This window comes from Kaistia soli DSM 19436 (assembly GCF_900129325.1).
GTDB lineage: Bacteria > Pseudomonadota > Alphaproteobacteria > Rhizobiales > Kaistiaceae > Kaistia > Kaistia soli.
Genome location: NZ_FQUP01000002.1, coordinates 333044 through 351729 on the forward strand (window position 1 = coordinate 333044; position 18686 = coordinate 351729).

The following is an 18686-nucleotide window of genomic DNA, read 5'->3' on the forward strand; positions in this document are numbered from 1 at the left end:
GTTCAGGCGGCGTAACGCGTCGCATCGACGCCGTAGTGATTGACATAGCGCTCGTTGATGGCGCTGACAGGCAGCACGATCAGCACGTCCGTGGTGCCGAACTGACGATCGACGACCGCCCCGTCGCCGACATAGGCGCCGATCCGCAGATAGCCCTTCAGCAGCGGCGGGAGCAGGTGCAGCGCCGCCTTCGCATCGATCGCCTCGACCGGCACGCGGTCCATCGCAACGCGGCGGCCGGGCAGGGCGCCGACCTGCCAGTCGCCCGGCGCGCGGGCATGATGATGCAGAAAGGCGAGCGGCAGCGCGAGACGGTCGGGGTCGGTTCCCTCGAGCGACGCGCAGCCGATCATGACGTCGATATTGTGCCGGCGCACATAGCTCCAGATGCCGTGCCAAAGCAGTTCGACGGTTCGCTTGGTCCGATAGGGGCGCAGCACGCAGGAGCGGCCGAGTTCCAGGAAACTGAGGCCGCTGTGTCGCTCGATCAGCGGCGCGAGGTCGAATTCATTGGCTGAGTAGAAGCCGGAAAAGCGCTGCGCCACGTCTTGGCGCAGCAGGCGATAGGTGCCGACAATCGCCGCCTCGCCTGACTTGGTGATCGTGTCGTGGTCGATGACGAGAAGATGATCGCAGATGGCGTCGAATGCATCGCGGTCACGCCGCGAAACCTGCGTCTGAATGTCGGGGATCGCCGACATCTCCTCATAGAAGACCTTGTAGCGCAGCTTCTGCGCCTTCTTCACTTCGCGCGGCGTGACCGCTAGGCGCACCTCGAGTGCGCCGATCCGCCCAAGCGGAGGAGGCGACAACGGAGCCGGCAAAAGACCTGGCGGCATCGTCTTTCTGAGCCCATGCAACATGCGCCGGGAAAGATCCGGCAGCGTGGAAAACGGCTCCGGAAACGGCCGCATCTTCGGCCGCGCCCCGCTTTCCGCCCGCTTCAGCATAGCACGATCTCCCATGACGCGGCGTGCCGGCAGGCCCAGGATCGGATTCGCCGGCTGCGATCGACGCGTTAGATCACGGAATTCATGCAGTTTGGTGACGGGGATTGAGAGCAACGCTTCGCCTGCTCAGCGCCTTCTCGAAGGCGTGGCCGAGGCGCTCGGCGGAGATGGGTTTCTCCAGGAACAGATCGGCGCCGGCCGCCAGTGCAGCTGCCTCGTTGGCCGCATCGCCATTTCCCGACGTCGCGATCATCGCAGGGCGCGCGCGCTCGGCTGCGGGTGACGCGAAGGCGCGGACGAGGTCGAGCCCGTCGCCGTCGCCGAGTCTCAGATCGACAAGCACGACATCCGGCGGATCAGCGAGCCGCGCCTTGGCCGCCACCAGCGTTCGCACCTCACTCACCTCATGGCCAAGCCGCTCCAGCACGGCTCGGGCGAGGAGCGCCGAAACGGGATCGTCCTCGACGACGAGGACGTCGAGAGGCCGGCGGCCGCGCCGTTCAGGAGCAATGCCATGGGGTTCGTCCGCCGGATCGGCAACGAAGCGGGCCGGACGGTGGATTGCTTCGCCGACCACGGCAACGAGCGAGCGGCGACGCACTGGACGCATGAGATAAGCGTCGAACCCGTCGTCCTTGAGTGCGTCGACGGCCCGCCGGTCCCGCGATTCGATCATGATTCCCACCGCCAGACGCCCGCCGGCCGCATCGCGCAGCCGCTTCAGCGCAACTTGGGCGTCGATGGCGATGCGTGCGTCGGCAAGAACCATGCGATAGGGCTGTCCAGCCGCTGCGGCCGCTCCGACGAGGCCGGTCGCCTCGGAGAGACTGCCGACGAGACGCGTCTCGGCTCCCGCTTCTTCGAGCGCGGAACCGAGAGCCTCCGATTCAAGACCGGGTGGGGCCACGAGCAGGACCGCCTCGCCGTCGAGCGGCCGGGCTGCGCGGGGCGGGTGCCCGAGGGGCGCCAAGCCAAGCGTGAAGTGAAAGACGGCGCCGCCGCCCGCGCGCGCTTCGAGCGCGATATGGCCGCCCATCCGCGAGACGATCTGTTGCGAGATCGCGAGGCCGAGGCCAAGCCCGGTTCCATCGACCCTCGCCCGCTCGAAGCTCGCGAATATCCGGTCGCGGTCGTCGCTGTCGACCCCCAACCCGCTGTCATGAACTGCAAAGCCGAGGGCGATACCCTCGTCCGCGATCGAATCGGCCGGATCGACGGCCAGCAACACCGATCCCTGCTCGGTTGCCGCGATCGCGTTGGTGAGGAGGTTGATCAGGATCTGGCGCAGCCGTCCGGCGTCGACCATGACCGGCGGCAGGTTGGGCGCGACCCGCGTGCCGAGGCCGATGCCGCGCTCATGGGCCAGCGGGGCCAGCAACTCGGCGATGTCCTCGACGAGCGCCTCGATCTCTGCTGGAGCGGGCTGGAGCGTGAACTGGCCGGTCGCGATGCGTGAGGCATCGAGCAGATCATCGACCAATCGGGCGAGCGCGCCGGCGGACTGCCTGACGGCGCTGACATAGGCGCGCTGCTCGGCCGAGAGCTCGGTTCCGGCGAGCAGATCGACCAGCGCCAGCACGCCATGCAACGGCGCCCGCATCTCGTGGCTGACGGTCGCAATCGGGATCATCGCCTCGGCCGCCTTTTGCGACCCGGCATCGCTGAGTTCCCAGGAGAGATCCTGCAATGCCTCGAAACGCTCAGCCATCGCCCGGCGCGTACGGCGTTCGCGAAGGAGCCGCAGCCAGAGGCCCCCGGCGGCGCCGACGGCCAGGAATAATCCAGCGGCCAGGAAATAGCTGGCCCCGCTCGACGGTTCCAGGAGCCCGATCATCAACGCGAAAATGGCAGGCAGTCCCACACCAAGCGCGATCAGCGCCGCGGCGAGACGGTGCGTTTCGGACGGCGCGACGACAAGGCGGAGCGGATCGGCGGACATCAGGCTGGCCCCTCAGGGTGCCGCAACGATACGGCCGCATCAGGCTAGTGGAGGTTGATTGCGAAACCCTTGCGTCTGGCCGATCGACCCGGCGCTAGATGCTTGCCGCGGCTGATCAGGCGGCCGCCTGCAGCCGCTCGCCAACGGCCCGGTAGCTCAGGGCTTCTGCCAGATGCATGCGGCCGACGCGCGCGGCAGCGTCGAGGTCGGCGATGGTCCGCGCGACCTTGAGCACCCGGTGATAGCCGCGTGCCGAAAGCTTGAGGGAATGCGCCGCCTCCGCGAGAAGCGCGCGGCCACTGGCGTCAGGTGCCGCAATCTCCTCCATGAGATTGGTCGGGCAGCGTGCATTGCTGCCGACATCCCTGAGCGAAAGGGCCTCATAGCGCTCGGCCTGCAAGGCACGCGCCGCAGCGACACGGGCGCCGACCACCGCACTCGTCTCGCCGCGGCCGGGCGCGATCAGATCGGCGGCCGTGACGGCAGGTACCTCGATGCGCAGGTCGATCCGGTCGAGGAACGGCCCCGACAGTCGCCCCTGATAGTCGGAAACGCAGCGAGCTCCGCGCGCGCAGACATGTCCGGGTTCGCCGGCCATGCCGCAGCGGCAGGGATTCATCGCCGCGATCATCTGGAAGCGGGCCGGATAGCTGACGCGATGATTAGCGCGCGCGATGACCGCCTCACCGGTCTCCAGCGGCTGGCGCAGCGAATCGAGCACCTGCGGCTGGAATTCCGGCAGTTCGTCCAGGAACAACACGCCATGATGGGCGAGCGAAACCTCGCCCGGCTTGACACGCAAGCCGCCGCCGACCAGCGCCGCCATCGAAGCCGAATGATGCGGGGCGCGGAAGGGCCGACGGTCGGTGAGCTTTCCTCCGGAGAGTTCGCCGCCGATCGACGTCACCATCGAGACCTCGAGAAGCTCTCGCGGCGTCAGCGGCGGCAGGATCGAGGGCAGGCGGCTCGCCAGCATGGACTTGCCGGCGCCGGGCGGCCCGACCATCAGAAGGTTGTGCCCGCCGGCCGCGGCGATCTCCAAGGCACGCTTGGCGACTTCCTGGCCACGGATGTCGGCGAGATCAGCGAGAAGCGGCGGCTCGCGCATCAGCGCCGGCTCCGGCCGCGTCAACATCTGCGTGCCTTTGAAGTGATTGGCGATTGCGATCAGGCTGCGCGGGGCGAGGATATCGAGTTCGCGGCTCGCCCAGGCGGCCTCTGGGCCGGTGGCCGCCGGGCAGATCAGGCCGCGTCCCATGGCATTGGCACCGATCGCCGCCGGCAGCACGCCCGCGACGGCTGTGATCGTGCCATCGAGCGCCAGTTCCCCGAGAACCAGATAGTCGGACAGCCGCTCGCCGGGAAGGGCGCCGATCGCGGCCATCAACGCCATGGCGATCGGCAGATCGTAATGGCTGCCTTCCTTCGGCCGTCCTGGACTATGCGCTCGCATAATCTCACGTTGCCGGAAGTGCACTCCTCTGCAGATTACCGCCGTTCTAGTCTTATCCGCCCATGCCGGCGATTGGCCGACGTCTCCTATTGTTTCCCCGCGCGAGGTGAGCCTATTGTGAGTGCAGTCTGCAAACTCACCCGGACGCGATGTCGAAACTCACCAAAACGATTGTTGAAAGCGCTGAGCCCCGCGAAAAACAATATACGGTCTGGTGCTCCGACCTGAAGGGCTTCGGCGTCTATATCCAGCCCTCCGGCCGGCGGAGCTATTTCGTCGACTATCGGACCGCGGACGGCGTGCGTAGGCGGATGACGATCGGAGCCCACGGCGTGCTCACGACGGAACAGGCCCGCAAGCTCGCCATCGAGACTATGGGCGGCATCGTTCTGCAGAAGGCTGATCCGCTCCTCGAGCGTCGCACGCGCCGGGCATCGCTTACGGTGGCCGAGCTTTGCGACCGATACATGCGCGCCGCCGAGAAAGGCCTCATACTCGGAAGGAGGAAGAGCCGACCGAAGAAGGCCTCGACAATTGAGATCGATCGCGGCCGGATCTCCCGACATATCAAGCCGCTGCTCGGCAACAAGCTCGTGATCGACCTTAGCCGGGCAGACATCACGAAATTCGTGCGGGACGTGTCGGCCGGGAAGACCGCGGTGAAGAATCGATCGGGCAAGAACGGTGCCCGCGTCGAGGTTACTGGAGGCCTGGGCACCGCCGCAAGGACGGCTGGTTTTCTTGGCGGGATCCTCACCTATGCGGTCGAGGAGGGCATCATCCCGAGCAATCCGGCTCAGGGCGTCAAGCTGCCAGCGGACGGGGTCCGGACGCGGCGCGTTCTTCCCGCCGATTACAAGGCCATTGGGGCAGCCCTCACGGCGCCGGAGGCCGAGATAGACACGCCACAGGCGATCTTGGGCGCGTGGCTGCTCGCGCTCACTGGCTGCCGCCTGGGCGAGATCCAGTCGCTGCGCTGGTCAGAGGTGGACGTGGAGGGCCATTGTTTCCGCCTCGAGGACAGCAAGAGCGGTCCCTCGGTTCGCCCGATCGGCACGGCAGCATTTGACGCTCTCTCCCGCGCCAAGAAGGTGGCGGGCAATCCTTATGTCCTCCCGGCGCTACGCAAGAACGGCCACTACAATGGCCTCTCCGGGGCGTGGGGGCGTCTGATGCAGCGTGCGGGCTTGGAGGGCGTGACACCGCACACGATGCGCCATTCGTTCGCGTCGGTCGCGGGCGACCTGGGTCTCGCCGAAAGCACGATTGCTGCGCTCCTCGGCCATGCCGGCGGGACCGTCACCAGCCGGTATGTGCATCGGCTCGATTCGGTGATGGTGGCAGCCGCGGACAAAGTATGCGGTGAGGTGCTCCGGCAAATGACCGCTGCCGATGACAGCTAGAAGGGCTCTTCGGAGTCGTCTAGCGGGGGCATAGGCGACATAGGCAGCTCTGGCTCTTCGAACGGGTTGTAGGCGTCCTCTTGGGCAATCTCCATCCGCTCCTCCTGCCAGCGCTCCAACTGCTCACTGACGTTTGCGCGGAAGTCTGGCGGCGTCGCGATCTTCCCCTCGTAGATCTTGTCCACGACGCCGCTGATCTCGTCTATCAGGCGATCAACGCCGCGTGACGGCTCCCCTCCAGCCTTCAGCAGGGCAGCCATAGTCGCAAGTTCTTCTAGCTTCTCGTCCAGCGTCTTGGGCGCCGGGAAGAAATGCTCAAGGCACCAAACCACGGCCTCGTTCATCGACATTCCGGCGCGTTCCGCTTTCGCCTTGATGCGGTCCCGCATGCCCGGAGGGAGGCGCAATTGGAACTGCTCGTAGTCCTTCACCTTCGGCTTTTCGGGCAGCACCATTCACAGACCTCTTTCGACCTAGCATGCATGCTAGATTTCGTTTGACTTAGCCACGGGCCTGCGGAATATTCCAGTCATAGCATCAATGCTATGACAATCCGTAGGGATGGTTAGTCAAATGTCAACGCCTGCTCGCCCCCGCCTGCGCCGCTCTGAGGTGCCGAACTACTTGATGGAGAAGCACGGCATCCCGTGCGCATTGAAGACGCTCAACAAGCTTGCCTCGATCGGCGGCGGCCCTGCGATGCAGTATGCCGGCCGCATCCCGCTCTATCGCCCGGAAGACCTTGATGCCTGGGCTGCCGAGCGGCTCAGCAAGCCGGTCCGTTCGACCGCTGAGCGGAGCGCCGCATGAGCGCTGCCGACCTGAAACAGAAAGGTCCGGCGAAGGCGGCAACCTTCCCGGACCGTGGTTCTCACCCCGCGAAGGGATCATCAAACATGAGCAGCAATATCACGGAGCCGGCCGCGCCGGCAATGAAGGACATGATCGAGGCGTTCCGGCTCCTCGAGGGCGCCATGTGCGACACACTGCATATGGCCGACCTCGCGTCCGACGTCGTCTGCGATGCTCTTTCCGACACCGAATTGCACCGGAGCATCACCGGCAAGGAGGACGTCGTCTACATGCCGGCCCTCCGAGTCGACCGCCTGATCTTCGTCACCACGCAGGCATGGGTGATGGTCCGCGATCTACACGCCGCGTACTACGCCGCGCTCCACGGCGAGGTGGCGTCATGACCGAGCCCCTCGTCGACCAGATGGACGGTGGTCTCGATCTCATCCGGGTCAGCCGCATCGCTCTCCTTGCCGAAGGATGGATTGACCAGGACGCGGCAGAGGCGATCGGGCATAGCCTAGACATAGCGCTGAAGATGCTGTCGGCGCCGCGCGAGCACCTGAACCGGGAGCGCGGCGCATGAGCAACGTCATTCCCTTCCCGCAGGTCGATCGGCTCGTGATCGAGACGGGCGTCTCCTCTCGCGACGATGATCCAGATCAGGTCGGCCAGCGTCTCTTCTGGTTGGAATACCAGCCCGCCTCTGGCGGTCATCTCATCGCATGGATGGGAACCAGCTTGGCTGGGGCGCGCCGCGCCGCCGGGGAATGGGCGGCCGACGGCGTCACGATCTCGGACCGGACGGGGATGCCCTGAATGAGCAGCAAGTGGAAGCGAAAGGGCGGTCAGAAGTTTCTCATGATCGACGGCGCGGTCTTCCGATCGGCCGCCTGGAAGGCGCTGCTGCCGGCCGAACGCGTCGCCTACGAAGAACTCAAGTGGCGATACGACGGCACCAACAATGGACGGATCGGGCTCGGCTGTAGGGAGCTGGCCGAATTGCTCCATGCAAAAAGCAAGGACACCGCCAGCCGAGCGCTCGCCGCGTTGCAGGAGAAAGGCTTCGTCGCGAAGGCGAAGCCAAGCGGGTTCACCCTGAAGCATCGCGTCGCAACCGAATGGCGTCTCACCGAGTACCGAGACGACGTCACCGGAGAGCTGCCGACAAGAGAATACGTCCGCTGGAAGCCGCCCCTCGAAAACAAAACACAGTCCGATGGATCGGACGCACGGTCCGATGGATCGGACAGAGGTCGGATTATACCCGGAGCAAATACGGTTCACAGTCCGATGGATCGTACCGTCAGGCCCGTTTCGAGCAAATCACAGTCCGATGCATCGGCCACATATAGATATACCATAGGGGGTGAGACCAATGCGTAGCTCTGACCTTCCGCTCTTTGCCTGGCAGCCGCCTCGCCAGACGATCCCATTTCCGGCCCGATCTCGCATCGGCCACGCCCGGAAGGTCGCTCTGCAGATGGCCAAGGCCCGGACGCAGAATGAAGCGACATGGGCCTATACCCGGGCATGCGACTCGTTCGTTGCCCAAATGCGGAAGGCTGGCATCGCCGAGCATGAGATTGAGCGGCAACTCGCCGACTTCTCCCGAGCCATCTACGGGCAGTGCCTCAGCGAGCACGCGGCCTGGGTGCCCACGCTGCCTGAGCACGCCTCCTACCATCGCAGCCCCGACGGTGCAGCATGACCTCCCAGACAGCAACCCGAGCCTCCGATGGCGGATGGCAGGTTACCAGCGCGGGAGCGGTCCTCGCCGGCCCATTCCCGACCATGGCCGAGGCATGGCGGTGGATCGACCGATACGAGGGCGAGCCGATCACGCCCGTGGGCGTCAACCTCACCGCGCTTCTGCGGCCCCGCACCTCTCTCCCCGATGGTGCAGCATGAACGATCCCCTTTCGCCTGCCGAGTACGATCTGCACTCCGTTTCGACGGTGGAGCGCCAGCTCGCTGAGAGCTTAGCCGACGCAATCGAAGCGGCACGAAACGCAGGGATGCCCGATCCCGCCCTTCGCCAAGCCCTCCTGGACCTCGCCGTTGCGATCTCGAACGACAATCTCGATGCCGCCGTAATGCTCGCGGCCGTCAGGGCTGAGCGCCGCCGGCGGGAGGCAAACCGCCTATGACGGATCGGATCCCCCAGGTTCTCATCGGCCACAAGGAGATTGCCCGCTTCCTCGGCGTCTCTCCTCGTCAGGTGGCATGGCTGGATGAGAAGAACCGTCTTCCCACGTTCCGGATAGGTCGCCGCTCATGCGCTCGGCCCGACAGCCTGCAGGCTTGGCTGATCGCAGAAGAGGAGAAGGCGCGGCGGCAGAGACGGTAGAATGTTGCCGTGAGAACCCATTGATATTGTTATATTTTCTCCTCCATCGACCATTGACATTCGAGGCTTTGACGCCAAAGTCATCGAAGGTTGGCAATAACGTTACGGGCTGAGGGCCATGGCAGACGGCAAGTTCATCAGCTACCTCCGCGTCTCGACGGAGCGCCAAGGGCGTTCTGGCCTTGGCCTTGAGGCTCAGCGGCAGGCGGTCGCCGAGTATCTCAACGGCGGCAAGTGGACGGTCCTGCAAGAGGTCGTAGAGATCGAGAGCGGCAGCAAGGATGATCGGCCGAAGCTTCTCGAGGCCATGGCTCTGTGCCGGCTCCACGGCGCCACGCTGGTCATCGCGAAGCTCGATCGCCTGTCGCGTGATGCCGCGTTCCTGCTGAGCCTGCAAAAGGCTGGCGTGCGCTTCGTCGCGGCCGATATGCCGGAGGCCAATGAGATGGTGGTCGGCATCATGGCCGTGGTTGCCCAGGCCGAGCGCAAGATGATCAGCCAGAGGACCAAGGCGGCCCTGCAAGCGGCGAAGGCGCGTGGCCAGAAGCTTGGCGGCTTCCGCGGCGCGATGATCACTGACGAGGCGCGCAAGGCCGGCCGAGAGGCTGCTTCAGCGAAGGCACGGGCTCGCGCGGCCGACCTGATGCCGGTGATCGAGGAGATCAGGGCCTGCGGCGTAACCAGCCTCGGCGGGATCGCCGCAGCGCTGAGCAGCAAGGGCATCCCGACGGCCCGCGGCATGAGTGACTGGACAGCCGTCCAGGTATCCCGCGTGCTCGCATCTGCTACGCCATCGAACGCTTAGCACCACTTAGCGACAGTTCGGCCTAACCCCGATTGAACCGGGGGCGATGCGCCGACAACTCTCGCTGCATGACGCAAACAAGCCCCTCGATCGCTCAGCCTTTGCCGACCGGCCGCGCCGCTGTGTCGAACGGTTCGCGCCTGCTTCCGGGCGTGGATGGCCGGAGCGCATCGGCACGCCGCTATCGGGACCTGATGAAGGAGTTCACCGGCGAGCTCGGCGGCGAGGGCATCATGACGGAGCCGATGCGTGCCCTCGTGCGCCAGGCTGCAGCCGTGACGGTGGAAGCCGAGAAGATGCAGGCGGCGATCGTCCGCGGCGACCCGGTGGACACCGAGCAGCTGGTGCGGGTGACGAATACCCTCGCCCGCCTCATGAATCTTCTGAAGACGAAAGCCAAGGCGGCTAAGGCCGGCCAGCGAACGGAGCTGTCCGAATACCTCCGCAACAGGGCGGCCATCGCATGAGGCCGCTGGTTAGCCTCCGAGAGGCCATGGCCGACCCGGCATTGCTCGGCGGCGCCATTCCCGGTGAGTCTTGGTTGCCCTGGCGCACGCTCCTCATCGCCGCGATGGGAGAGCCGCTCACGGATGACGAGCGGACGATCTTCACCGCGTTGACGGGCCGCGATATCGAGCCTCTGGAGCAGGTTGAGGAGCTCTGGTGCATCGTCGGCCGGCGCGGTGGCAAGACGCGGGCCGCGGGCACGCTGGCTGCCTATGTCGCCGGCCTCTGCGACCACAGCGACGCACTGGCGCCCGGTGAGCGTGGCGTGCTTCCGATCATGGCGGCGTCGACCGATCAGGCCACACGGGCATTCCACCATGTCGTCGGCATCCTGAACCATTCCCCGGTGCTGCGGTCGGAGGTGCAGGATCAGCTCTCCGATGTCATCCGCCTCGGAACAGCGATCGATGTGCAGATCCGGCCGGCGAACTTCCGGACCCTGCGCGGCATCACGGCCGTCGGCGCGATCGGTGACGAGGTGGCGTTCTGGTCCATCGAGGGCTCGGTCAATCCCGACAGCGAGATCCTCGACGCCCTTCGCCCCGCGCTGGCGACCACCGGCGGGCCTTTGGTGGTGATCAGCTCTCCCTATGCGAGACGCGGCGAGCTCTGGGCAGCATACAAACGGCACTACGGCCCGAAAGGCGATCCCCGCGTTCTGGTGGCCAAGGGACCGTCGCGAACGTTCAACCCGACGCTGAAGCAATCGGTGGTCGACCGGGCCTATGAGCGCGATGCGGCTGTGGCTTCGGCCGAATATGGCGGCGAGTTCCGCACCGATGTTGAGGCGCTGCTGACCCGCGAGGCGGTCGAGGCCTGCGTTAGCCCGGGCGTCCGGGAGCGGGGGGCTGTGGCGTCGACCAGCTACTTCGCCTTCGTCGACCCTTCGGGCGGCAGCGCTGACAGCTTCACGATGTGCATCGGCCACCGAGATGATCGGGTTGTCGTCATTGACGCCATCCGGGAGCGGAAACCACCGTTCTCACCTGAAGGTGTTGTCGAGGAGTATTGCACGCTCCTCAAGAGCTATCGGGTCAATCGTGTCAGCGGTGATCGTTACGCTGGCGAATGGCCACGCGAGCAATTCCGTAAGCACGACATCCAATACGAGGTCGCGGTCAAGGCAAAGAGCGACCTTTATCGGGATCTGTTGCCCGTCCTGAACTCGCGCAACATCGACCTGCTCGATCATGACCGGCTCGTCACCCAGTTGATCGGTTTGGAGCGGCGCACGGCGCGCGGTGGCCGCGACAGCATCGACCATGCGCCAGGCGCCCATGACGACATCGCGAACGCGGTCGCCGGCTGCATCCAAGCCAAGCGCTCATTCAATTACGACTGGGTCGCATAAAGGAGCCCCCATGACCGCCACCGCCCTTGCCACGAAGTCGCCGCCAGCCGCCGCACCCGCGAAGGCCGTCTTGCCGCCCGTCCTGTCGCTCGATGATCGGATCCGCGCCGCGCTCACGGACCATGCGGCATCGACCGTGATCGCTGAACTGGCCGCCGAGGTCGATGACGCCGTTGCCGCTGCGGAGAAGCACTATGCGGCAGCGAATGAACGGGCGATCGACCCGACCATTCCGGGCGAGGCCGTCGCCGAAGCGCGGCGTGTGATGGAAGACAACGACTTCATCCGGCAGCGCATGCACGAGGCAGCGCGGCGTCTCAAGGATGAGCTCGACGTCGCGAAGGCGCGGGAGGCCGATGCGGCCCGACAGATCGAGGTCAGCGCCTTCTTCGCCGAGCGCGACCTGCTCATCCGGGATCTCCGCCAGCAATACGAGAACGCCGCCGGCGTCATTCTCAGCCTGCTCCGGCGGCTGCAGCGAAGCGATGCGGAGCTCGCCCGGCTCGGCCTCGGCCTTGATGCCGGCGCCGAGACAGGGGCGCGTGGCGTTCCGGCGCACTTCCACACGGCGAATGGACCTGTGTCGCGCCTCTATGACGCCCGTCTGCCTCAGTTCTACGGCCACGGCTACCTCTGGCCGCGATGACATCACCGATCCGCGCCGGCGAGCGCGGTGAAGACGGGAGCGGGGCTCGGCGACGCGGGAACCGCTCCCTTCCAAATCCCAACCCAAGGAGATCGCGATGGAGCGAAGAGCTAAGTTCTCACGAGATGGCCAGCTGATCGAGGACGACGACGACATCCTGCGGGATGGTCAGACCCTCCGTATCCCAGTGATGCTCCGCGACGGCAGCCCGGCGCCGGCCGGCACGCCTGCCGCCGACACACTGCCGCCCAACGTCACAGTCCTGGCCGACGGCTCGGCCCGGCACACCTTCGACGATGGCTCCGCTGTGCTGATGATGGGCGATGGCAGCCGCCGCTATCTCGACGCGGCCGGCAATCCCGCCAAGTCGTTGACACTGGTTCAGCAGGCACACGCCGAAGGTGCAGCCGGCCGGGCGGGGCTGATCGATCGCCATGCCCATGTCGACGCGGCTCACCGCGCCTATGAGGCGAACCTCAACACCGCCTGGCGCAACGGCGCCTGAACCTCTCATCGAAGGGATCGACCATCATGGCTGAGAAGAAAATCAACGGGCGGACCTTCAAGGTGACGCCGATGCTGGCCTCCGAAGCGCTGGCGATGCAGGCGCGGCTGTTCAAGGCGATCGGACCGGCCATGCCGCGGCTGCCCGCCATTCTCGCTGGGCTCAAAGAAGATAGGCCGGCGGAGGCCCGTACCGCGGCCGAGGTCAGTTCCATCTCTGCCCTGGTCGAGATCCTCGGCGGCGCTCAGCCGGGCGAGACAACGGCGCTGGTCAAGGACATCTGCGAGAAGGCGATGATCCAGAGGCAGGGCGGCAACTTCGAAGATGTCGACCTCGATCATGACTTCACCGGCCACCTTGCCGATATCCCGGCCGTCGTGCTGTTCGTGCTCAAGGAGAACTTCTCCGATTTTTTCGGCGACGTGCTCAAGAGCGTTGGCAACCGGGCGCGGGCGGCGAGCTGAGCGAGGCTGAGCTGCGCCGGGCCGCGCCGACGCTCGATCTCTTCCTGTGGCGGCCGGTGATGGCCGACCCGCCGCTGTGCAGCCCGAGCGACTTGCGGACCTGGGTGACGCTCGGCGACCTGCTCGACATGCACGAGGCCCTCGATCTGAAGGCGTTCGCTGCCGAGAAGGCGGAGCGGGAAAGGGAACAGCGGCGATGACCGTCATCGACGAACTCATTGCGATCCTCGGCTACAAGTTCGAGGGCGAGAAGGACGTCGCCCGCTTCAAGCAGGGCATCGACGGTGCCGAGAAGCGGCTGCGCAGCTTCGCCTCAGCCGTCACTGTCATCGGTGCCGCGATCACCACCGGCGTTGGGGCGATGTTCGCCCGATCGGTCATTCAGGTCGGCTCGCAGTTCGAGAACCTGCAGGTTCGGCTCGAATCTCTGGAAGGATCATCGGACAAGGCCAAGAAGGCGATGGATTGGGTGACGATCTTCGCGCAGAAGACGCCACTCTCACTCAAGGAGACCGCCGACGCCTATGCGATGCTGAAGACCTTCGGCATCGACCCGATGAACGGCTCGCTGCAGGCGGCCGTCGACACAATGGCGAAGAATGGCGGTTCAGCCGATTATCTCCAAGGCGTCATTCTCGGCCTCGGGCAGGCATGGACCAAGGAAAAGCTGCAGGGTGAGGAAGCGCTGCAGCTGATCGAGCGCGGCATTCCCGTCTGGGAACTGCTCTCGGAGGCGACGGGCAAATCCGCTGCCGAGCTGCAGAACCTGTCGCAGAAGGGCAGGCTCGGCCGGAAAGAGATCGCGCTCCTCATCGAGATGATGGAGAAGAAGTCTTTCGGCGCGTCGGAGAAGATGGCGAAGACCTGGTCCGGCGTCACCGGCCGGCTCGGCGACACCTGGACGATGTTCCTGAAGCGGATCGCCGATGCCGGCTTCTTCGACACGGCGAAGCGCCAGGTCGATCGGTTCTCCGACTTTCTCACGGAGCTCGCTGCCGACGGGCGGCTCGAACGCTGGGCGAGGACGCTGTCCGACGCGCTGTCGGCGGCTGCGGACGCTATCAGTCCCATTGCAAAGGGCATTGTGAAGGACGTCGGCACAATCGTCGATGCCTTCAAGAAGATGCCGGAGCTCAAATGGGCAATGTTGGCGCTCGGCGTCTTCATGTTCCCGACTGTTGCGGCCTTCGGGCTTCTCGCGCTGCTCGCCGATGATGTGCTGACCATGATGCGGGGCGGCAAGTCGATCATCGGCGACTTCTCCAGATGGCTGCAGGATCTCACCGGCATCGCCAAGAGCACCGCCGACGCGATCTCGCTGATCGGAGCCGCGATCCTCGCCGCCTTCATCTTCAAGCCGGCGCTGGCGAGGGCAGGGTTGGCTGCAGTCGGCGGCCTTGTCGGACTGGCAAGAGGCATCCTCGGCAGTGCGGCGCCGGCGGCCGCTCCCGCAGCTGCTCCGGCAGTCGCCCCTGCCGCTGCGGAGGCCGGCTTCCTGGCATGGGCCGGACGGGGGCTCGCGCGCTTCCTGGCGCCGATTGGTGTCGCCCTCGGCGTCGCGGAGCTGCTGAAGACCTTCGATCCCAAGGGAAACCTTTGGGGCCTGACGTCGGGCATCGACAAATGGATGAAGAAGAACACAGGCTTTGATCCGTCCAACGTGACCCCGGACGGTTCGCAGCGCGGCACCTTCGGTCAGCGACTCGACGGCGGGCCGAACAAGGTCGATCTCTTCCGCGTCCCGGCCGCTGTCCCTGATGGCGGACGAGACTACACGCTCGGGGCCTTCGGCGGCTTCCGGCAGCCAGGACAGGCACCTGTAGCGGGCGGGTTCAAGGGCGGCGATGTCTGGGTCGACAGGATGAACGCGGCGCTCGCCAAGCTCCCTGCCGTGTTCGAGATGGTGGACAAGATGTCGGGCGCGATGCCCGGATCGACGGCGCCGCAGGTGATGAATGACAATCGCCAGGACAATCGCTCCACGACGGTCAACATCACGCAGAACATCGCGCAGGCCAGCGATGCGCCGCGCGCCGCGGCCGAGGCGACCGGACGCGCTGTTTCCGGGAGAGCCTCTTCGTTGTCGCAGCCGGCCAGAAAGGTCGATCCCGCCACAAATTGGGGAGGACCGCGCTGATGGGCTTCTATGCCAAGGTGATCCGTCGGAGCGGCGGCGGATTGAAGAAGCTCTTCGTGCCGAAGCGGCGGCGGTCCATCGTCAAGGTCGGCTTCCCCGCCGGAGAGGTCAAATCATCGGTCATCATGCGGGCGATCTACAACGAGTTCGGCACGCGCGGATCCGGCAAAGGATTCAAGACGGAGCGAGGCGGCGGGTTCGGCGGACCTATTCCTGAGCGGCCGTTCCTCCGCAACGCCATGCGCGAGAACCGCGATGCCTACCGCGCGGCGATGAGGGCCGCAGCGCGCAGGATCTTCGCCAAGAAGCTGCCCGTAGGCGAGGAACTGCGCCGGCTCGGCGTCAAGGCGCAGGGCGACGTGCAAAAGTCTATCCAGACACTGACTTCGCCCCCGAATAGTCCGCTCACAATCGCATTGAAGGGCTCTGACAAGCCGTTGATCGACACGGGTGAGATGGGGCAGGCAGTCACCTTCAAGGTCGAGGAGTAACCCGCCATGCCCGCCATCATCTTCTCGCGCGCAATCGGCCCCGTTGCCGTTGATGTCGTGCTCTCCGAAGCCCATGAGAGCCGTCTGTCGATCACGAAAAACCCGATCGAGGCAGGCGCCGATGTCGCGGACCACGCCTATGTCGAGCCAAAGCGACTGACGCTCGATTTCGCGGCAGCCGGCGCGGCTCTGACCTATGCAGCGCTGGTCCGCTTCCAGGAGAGCCGCCAGCCCTTCACGGTGGTCTCCGGTCTGTTCATCTACGACAATATGCTGATCGAGGTCCTGACAGCCGACCGCGACCCCGACACCGCATTTATCTTAAAAGGTCGCGCCGTTCTCAGCGAGGCGATCATCGTCGAAACTGCCTATGCGCAGTCCGAAGACACGGGTTCGCAGAAGTCTGGGCAGGCGGGCGGCAAGAAGTCGACCAATGCCGCAAAGCCTTCCTCCGGTCGTTCTGGTGATGCTGTGACTGCTGATCGTGCTTCCGGCACGGTGGCGCGAGGCGACGCGACCTCATCGGCTTCCTCGACTGCGGAAGATCAGTCGGCGCTCTATCGCCTGAAGTACGGATCTTCGGCAGCGAGAGTGGGCAGAGGGGATCTCTGACATGCTGCAAGCCGCTCGTGCCATCGATCGCTTCGCCGTTCCGCTGACGCTCTACCAGACGCAGCCGACGACCTATGTCAACCACAAGCCGGTGACGCATGACCCGATCGAGATTGCGATCCGTGGCGTCATCCAGCCCGCCAAGGGCAACCAGATGCAGGACATGCCGGAAGGCGTCAGGATCGACGCCGGATGGCTGCTGTGGACCCGGGCCGAGGTCGGCGAGGGCGACATCGTCGCTGACGCCGCGGGTCTCCGCTACCGCGCCATGTGGCTTTGTCCGCGCGCGGAAGGCGGGTTCGTGCGGGCGGTGCTGGAGAGGTTTCGATAGGGATCCGGAATGCGGGCCCCATCGCGGACTAGAAAGACCCGCGGGCAGGATGGAAATGCGGCTTTTCCTGCGCCAAGCTACAGCGATGAGAATACCACCCGGCTTCCGTGAACTTTGCTCTGGGCTCCATCAGGATGCCCTCTACCTGGCGCAAGGTAGCGTTGAACGCCTTGCTGCCAATTGCATCAGTTTTGTCCGGCAAGAACACAGGGCTGACCTCCGTGAATTCCTACGCATCGAACTGGCGGTCCGAACAGCGAGCGAGCTGAAGGGAGTTATCAAGCGACAGAAGCCCGACATTTTCTTTTCCTCTTCCGCGGCGAGAACCTTTCTGGAAAATGTCTATCAGCGCCTTGATTAATCAAATATCCGGCCTAGTTCGGCGCGCGATGTACGGCCTGGGCCGAGATGGCCGACGCTTCAATTCGTTGTGCCCGAGCTCGTCAAGGAGCGGCCGGAAAATGCGATTGAGCTCTGGTCCGAAACCATCAAGAAGGTCTCCAATGTCCTCGCCGCGTTTCCCGAGCTCGAGGCGCGCGGCGGAGCGCTCCTGGACCAGTTCGAGGCGCTAGACCTCGCTCGGCTGCGTCTACGCGCCAAGCAGGTCGCCATAGGCCGGATCGCCGCCCATGAGGCTCTTGCCGTGCTTCTGATCGATGCTCTTGGGCCCGAGTTGCCGCAGGTCGATCCTGTCCCGGTCAAGCGGAAGATGACGGTGAAAGAGAAGAAGGCGCGGGAGGCGGCGGCTCGGCGGAGAGCAAGGCGGTCGACGCATTCCGCGCCAGATCCGGCCGCCTCCGCGAATTCAGCCCAGCTTCCGGGCGGGTAACGTGCGAGACAGGCTCAGAGCGACGGATCGAGTCAAATATGTCCAAGTCGTCTGTCATGGAAGTTTGATTCTGGTGCCTCCGCCCGTTCAGCGCATCGAAGATCAGGAACACGCAATGCGGGCGCCTAAGGGCTTCGCCGGTCGTCGGCCACATATCAACCGGCTCGTTTAAGCCAAGGCGCTTCACCTCCGAAAGCCGGTGAAGCTGAGCCTTCCGTTTTGGCATCGATCGTTTTGGGAACGGAACAATCCGCGATAGCTGCGACATTCTGACTCGGAAACGTGATTGGACGATCGAGTCAGCAGCGCGCTATTTGTTGTTCGACGTAGTTGACACGGTAATATTCTGCCTGCCGTGGGTTCGCATCACCAGTTTCGGAGGAACCGCGAACGCATACCTAGGGGTTCACTTGGCAGGCCCCGACTACGTCGCAAAAAACAGCGCCTCCTCCGGGCGCTGTTTTGCTATCCGCGATGGTTCTGAAGGACCGCGCCTCGAACTAGATGGGATCTTGTCTGCCGCTTTCGGCATCGGTGAAACGTCTGGACCCACACCTCGCAGTTGTTCACGATCTTCAATGAAACCGAATATCGATGCGCAAGAGCCGGGCTGAGGTAGTTCACAATCACGAACCTAGGTTTATCTCGCTCCTGGACGATCAGCCCGTTTCTGATGGCGAACGGCATAACCAGCATCTCCAAGCGGGATATCTGAGGGTGATCCCGCTCGATGTGATCTAGCGCGGAAAGCGCCATATAGACGTTGGGTGTGGCGAGGCGCAGCGCATTGCTGACAGCGGGGCGGAATTCCCCGACATGGATAGGGTCACGCAAGCCGCGAGAAAGGGCGTTTATGTCTTCAAGCGTTAGCGACACCAATAACGCACTCAGCCAGGCCGACAAGTTTCAGAAAGCGGCGAGAGAGGCCGAAACAGACGACAGCGCAGAGGCCTTTGACGCTGTTCTGAAGCGGGTAGCAAATGGCAAAGCCGAGAAAAAACGGCCGCCCCTAAGGGCGACCGCCATGACGATTAGGCAGCGCGTTAACGCCGCTTGACCGCCTCGGCACGGCTGCCAGAGTGCTTGTCGCCGCTTTTGATCTCAGAGACGCGGGCGCTGTT

25 protein-coding genes and 1 pseudogene are annotated in these 18686 nt (G+C 64.8%); 22 read left to right on the forward strand and 4 right to left on the reverse strand.

Features of this window, described 5'->3' with window-relative positions:
- Positions 1–2 precede the first annotated feature (2 nt).
- From olsB to BUB39_RS11050, 3 genes and pseudogenes are all read right to left on the reverse strand, one after another.
- On the reverse strand, positions 3–863 hold the full coding sequence (gene olsB / locus BUB39_RS11040; RefSeq protein ID WP_425292911.1) for a l-ornithine N(alpha)-acyltransferase: 861 nt from the start codon (positions 861–863) through the stop codon (positions 3–5).
- Positions 864–1032: 169 nt separating this feature from the next.
- Positions 1033–2889, reverse strand: a complete 1857-nt coding sequence (locus BUB39_RS11045) for an ATP-binding response regulator (RefSeq protein ID WP_073053195.1) — start codon at positions 2887–2889, stop codon at positions 1033–1035.
- A gap of 115 nt (positions 2890–3004) precedes the next feature.
- A pseudogene (locus BUB39_RS11050) lies at positions 3005–4399 on the reverse strand (YifB family Mg chelatase-like AAA ATPase); the annotation flags it as partial.
- Positions 4400–4491: 92 nt separating this feature from the next.
- Here BUB39_RS11050 and BUB39_RS11055 point away from each other — a divergent pair.
- Entirely contained in the window at positions 4492–5745 is a 1254-nt protein-coding gene (locus tag BUB39_RS11055) for a tyrosine-type recombinase/integrase (protein ID WP_073053197.1), read from the forward strand.
- On the opposite strand, the gene BUB39_RS11060 is transcribed toward BUB39_RS11055, so the two are convergent.
- On the reverse strand, positions 5742–6200 hold the full coding sequence (locus tag BUB39_RS11060; RefSeq protein WP_073053198.1) for an Arc family DNA-binding protein: 459 nt from the start codon (positions 6198–6200) through the stop codon (positions 5742–5744). The two genes, BUB39_RS11055 and BUB39_RS11060, sit on opposite strands and share 4 nt — an antisense overlap.
- A gap of 118 nt (positions 6201–6318) precedes the next feature.
- On the opposite strand from BUB39_RS11060, the gene BUB39_RS11065 reads away from it, so the two are divergent.
- From BUB39_RS11065 to BUB39_RS11160, 21 genes are all read left to right on the forward strand, one after another.
- A complete protein-coding gene (locus tag BUB39_RS11065) occupies positions 6319–6555 on the forward strand; it encodes a hypothetical protein (RefSeq protein ID WP_084527241.1) in 237 nt (78 codons plus the stop codon).
- Positions 6552–6941, forward strand: a complete 390-nt coding sequence (locus BUB39_RS11070) for a hypothetical protein (RefSeq protein WP_073053200.1) — start codon at positions 6552–6554, stop codon at positions 6939–6941. The genes BUB39_RS11065 and BUB39_RS11070 overlap by 4 nt, the downstream gene beginning before the upstream one ends.
- On the forward strand, positions 6938–7123 hold the full coding sequence (locus BUB39_RS11075) for a hypothetical protein (RefSeq protein ID WP_073053201.1): 186 nt from the start codon (positions 6938–6940) through the stop codon (positions 7121–7123). Before BUB39_RS11070 ends, BUB39_RS11075 begins: the two co-directional genes overlap by 4 nt.
- The gene (locus BUB39_RS11080) at positions 7120–7356 is read left to right on the forward strand and encodes a hypothetical protein (protein WP_073053202.1); all 237 of its coding nucleotides are present in this window, start codon (positions 7120–7122) and stop codon (positions 7354–7356) included. The genes BUB39_RS11075 and BUB39_RS11080 overlap by 4 nt, the downstream gene beginning before the upstream one ends.
- Positions 7357–7923: a hypothetical protein gene (locus BUB39_RS11085; RefSeq protein WP_073053203.1), complete on the forward strand. Its 567-nt coding sequence runs from the start codon at positions 7357–7359 to the stop codon at positions 7921–7923. It begins immediately after the preceding gene.
- Entirely contained in the window at positions 7916–8248 is a 333-nt protein-coding gene (locus BUB39_RS11090) for a DUF6074 family protein (protein WP_073053204.1), read from the forward strand. Before BUB39_RS11085 ends, BUB39_RS11090 begins: the two co-directional genes overlap by 8 nt.
- Complete coding sequence (locus tag BUB39_RS25205) at positions 8245–8448, forward strand: hypothetical protein (RefSeq protein WP_139251440.1); 204 nt, start codon at positions 8245–8247, stop codon at positions 8446–8448. Before BUB39_RS11090 ends, BUB39_RS25205 begins: the two co-directional genes overlap by 4 nt.
- Entirely contained in the window at positions 8445–8687 is a 243-nt protein-coding gene (locus BUB39_RS11095; RefSeq protein WP_073053205.1) for a hypothetical protein, read from the forward strand. The genes BUB39_RS25205 and BUB39_RS11095 overlap by 4 nt, the downstream gene beginning before the upstream one ends.
- A gap of 318 nt (positions 8688–9005) precedes the next feature.
- Positions 9006–9692 carry a recombinase family protein gene (locus BUB39_RS11105; protein ID WP_073053207.1) on the forward strand — a complete coding sequence of 229 codons (687 nt, stop codon included), beginning with the start codon at positions 9006–9008 and terminating at the stop codon, positions 9690–9692.
- Between the two features lie 194 nt (positions 9693–9886).
- Positions 9887–10159 (forward strand): hypothetical protein, encoded by a 273-nt coding sequence (locus tag BUB39_RS11110; protein WP_139251441.1) that lies wholly within the window; start codon positions 9887–9889, stop codon positions 10157–10159.
- Positions 10156–11550 (forward strand): hypothetical protein, encoded by a 1395-nt coding sequence (locus BUB39_RS11115; protein WP_073053209.1) that lies wholly within the window; start codon positions 10156–10158, stop codon positions 11548–11550. Before BUB39_RS11110 ends, BUB39_RS11115 begins: the two co-directional genes overlap by 4 nt.
- A gap of 10 nt (positions 11551–11560) precedes the next feature.
- Entirely contained in the window at positions 11561–12196 is a 636-nt protein-coding gene (locus tag BUB39_RS11120) for a hypothetical protein (RefSeq protein WP_073053210.1), read from the forward strand.
- A 97-nt stretch (positions 12197–12293) separates the two neighbouring features.
- Positions 12294–12701, forward strand: coding sequence for a hypothetical protein (locus BUB39_RS11125; RefSeq protein ID WP_073053211.1), 408 nt, complete (start codon positions 12294–12296; stop codon positions 12699–12701).
- Positions 12702–12727: 26 nt separating this feature from the next.
- Positions 12728–13165 (forward strand): phage tail assembly chaperone, encoded by a 438-nt coding sequence (locus tag BUB39_RS11130; RefSeq protein WP_073053212.1) that lies wholly within the window; start codon positions 12728–12730, stop codon positions 13163–13165.
- Between the two features lie 59 nt (positions 13166–13224).
- The gene (locus tag BUB39_RS25475) at positions 13225–13365 is read left to right on the forward strand and encodes a hypothetical protein (RefSeq protein WP_175561827.1); all 141 of its coding nucleotides are present in this window, start codon (positions 13225–13227) and stop codon (positions 13363–13365) included.
- Positions 13362–15302 (forward strand): tape measure protein, encoded by a 1941-nt coding sequence (locus tag BUB39_RS11135; RefSeq protein WP_073053213.1) that lies wholly within the window; start codon positions 13362–13364, stop codon positions 15300–15302. The genes BUB39_RS25475 and BUB39_RS11135 overlap by 4 nt, the downstream gene beginning before the upstream one ends.
- Positions 15302–15793 carry a hypothetical protein gene (locus BUB39_RS11140; RefSeq protein WP_073053214.1) on the forward strand — a complete coding sequence of 164 codons (492 nt, stop codon included), beginning with the start codon at positions 15302–15304 and terminating at the stop codon, positions 15791–15793. Before BUB39_RS11135 ends, BUB39_RS11140 begins: the two co-directional genes overlap by 1 nt.
- A gap of 6 nt (positions 15794–15799) precedes the next feature.
- Complete coding sequence (locus tag BUB39_RS11145; protein WP_073053215.1) at positions 15800–16405, forward strand: phage baseplate protein; 606 nt, start codon at positions 15800–15802, stop codon at positions 16403–16405.
- A 1-nt stretch (position 16406) separates the two neighbouring features.
- Positions 16407–16736, forward strand: coding sequence for a hypothetical protein (locus BUB39_RS11150; protein ID WP_073053216.1), 330 nt, complete (start codon positions 16407–16409; stop codon positions 16734–16736).
- Positions 16737–16791: 55 nt separating this feature from the next.
- On the forward strand, positions 16792–17097 hold the full coding sequence (locus BUB39_RS11155; protein ID WP_073053217.1) for a phosphoheptose isomerase family protein: 306 nt from the start codon (positions 16792–16794) through the stop codon (positions 17095–17097).
- A gap of 69 nt (positions 17098–17166) precedes the next feature.
- Positions 17167–17565, forward strand: a complete 399-nt coding sequence (locus tag BUB39_RS11160) for a hypothetical protein (RefSeq protein ID WP_073053218.1) — start codon at positions 17167–17169, stop codon at positions 17563–17565.
- Positions 17566–18686 lie beyond the last annotated feature (1121 nt).

Coding starts and splice junctions, on each gene's coding strand:
- olsB (WP_425292911.1), bottom strand. CDS start 863: ATGTTGCATGGGCTCAGAAAGACGATGCCGCCAGGTCTTTTGCCGGCT.
- BUB39_RS11045 (WP_073053195.1), bottom strand. CDS start 2,889: ATGTCCGCCGATCCGCTCCGCCTTGTCGTCGCGCCGTCCGAAACGCAC.
- BUB39_RS11055 (WP_073053197.1), top strand. CDS start 4,492: ATGTCGAAACTCACCAAAACGATTGTTGAAAGCGCTGAGCCCCGCGAA.
- BUB39_RS11060 (WP_073053198.1), bottom strand. CDS start 6,200: ATGGTGCTGCCCGAAAAGCCGAAGGTGAAGGACTACGAGCAGTTCCAA.
- BUB39_RS11065 (WP_084527241.1), top strand. CDS start 6,319: ATGTCAACGCCTGCTCGCCCCCGCCTGCGCCGCTCTGAGGTGCCGAAC.
- BUB39_RS11070 (WP_073053200.1), top strand. CDS start 6,552: ATGAGCGCTGCCGACCTGAAACAGAAAGGTCCGGCGAAGGCGGCAACC.
- BUB39_RS11075 (WP_073053201.1), top strand. CDS start 6,938: ATGACCGAGCCCCTCGTCGACCAGATGGACGGTGGTCTCGATCTCATC.
- BUB39_RS11080 (WP_073053202.1), top strand. CDS start 7,120: ATGAGCAACGTCATTCCCTTCCCGCAGGTCGATCGGCTCGTGATCGAG.
- BUB39_RS11085 (WP_073053203.1), top strand. CDS start 7,357: ATGAGCAGCAAGTGGAAGCGAAAGGGCGGTCAGAAGTTTCTCATGATC.
- BUB39_RS11090 (WP_073053204.1), top strand. CDS start 7,916: ATGCGTAGCTCTGACCTTCCGCTCTTTGCCTGGCAGCCGCCTCGCCAG.
- BUB39_RS25205 (WP_139251440.1), top strand. CDS start 8,245: ATGACCTCCCAGACAGCAACCCGAGCCTCCGATGGCGGATGGCAGGTT.
- BUB39_RS11095 (WP_073053205.1), top strand. CDS start 8,445: ATGAACGATCCCCTTTCGCCTGCCGAGTACGATCTGCACTCCGTTTCG.
- BUB39_RS11105 (WP_073053207.1), top strand. CDS start 9,006: ATGGCAGACGGCAAGTTCATCAGCTACCTCCGCGTCTCGACGGAGCGC.
- BUB39_RS11110 (WP_139251441.1), top strand. CDS start 9,887: ATGAAGGAGTTCACCGGCGAGCTCGGCGGCGAGGGCATCATGACGGAG.
- BUB39_RS11115 (WP_073053209.1), top strand. CDS start 10,156: ATGAGGCCGCTGGTTAGCCTCCGAGAGGCCATGGCCGACCCGGCATTG.
- BUB39_RS11120 (WP_073053210.1), top strand. CDS start 11,561: ATGACCGCCACCGCCCTTGCCACGAAGTCGCCGCCAGCCGCCGCACCC.
- BUB39_RS11125 (WP_073053211.1), top strand. CDS start 12,294: ATGGAGCGAAGAGCTAAGTTCTCACGAGATGGCCAGCTGATCGAGGAC.
- BUB39_RS11130 (WP_073053212.1), top strand. CDS start 12,728: ATGGCTGAGAAGAAAATCAACGGGCGGACCTTCAAGGTGACGCCGATG.
- BUB39_RS25475 (WP_175561827.1), top strand. CDS start 13,225: ATGGCCGACCCGCCGCTGTGCAGCCCGAGCGACTTGCGGACCTGGGTG.
- BUB39_RS11135 (WP_073053213.1), top strand. CDS start 13,362: ATGACCGTCATCGACGAACTCATTGCGATCCTCGGCTACAAGTTCGAG.
- BUB39_RS11140 (WP_073053214.1), top strand. CDS start 15,302: ATGGGCTTCTATGCCAAGGTGATCCGTCGGAGCGGCGGCGGATTGAAG.
- BUB39_RS11145 (WP_073053215.1), top strand. CDS start 15,800: ATGCCCGCCATCATCTTCTCGCGCGCAATCGGCCCCGTTGCCGTTGAT.
- BUB39_RS11150 (WP_073053216.1), top strand. CDS start 16,407: ATGCTGCAAGCCGCTCGTGCCATCGATCGCTTCGCCGTTCCGCTGACG.
- BUB39_RS11155 (WP_073053217.1), top strand. CDS start 16,792: ATGCGGCTTTTCCTGCGCCAAGCTACAGCGATGAGAATACCACCCGGC.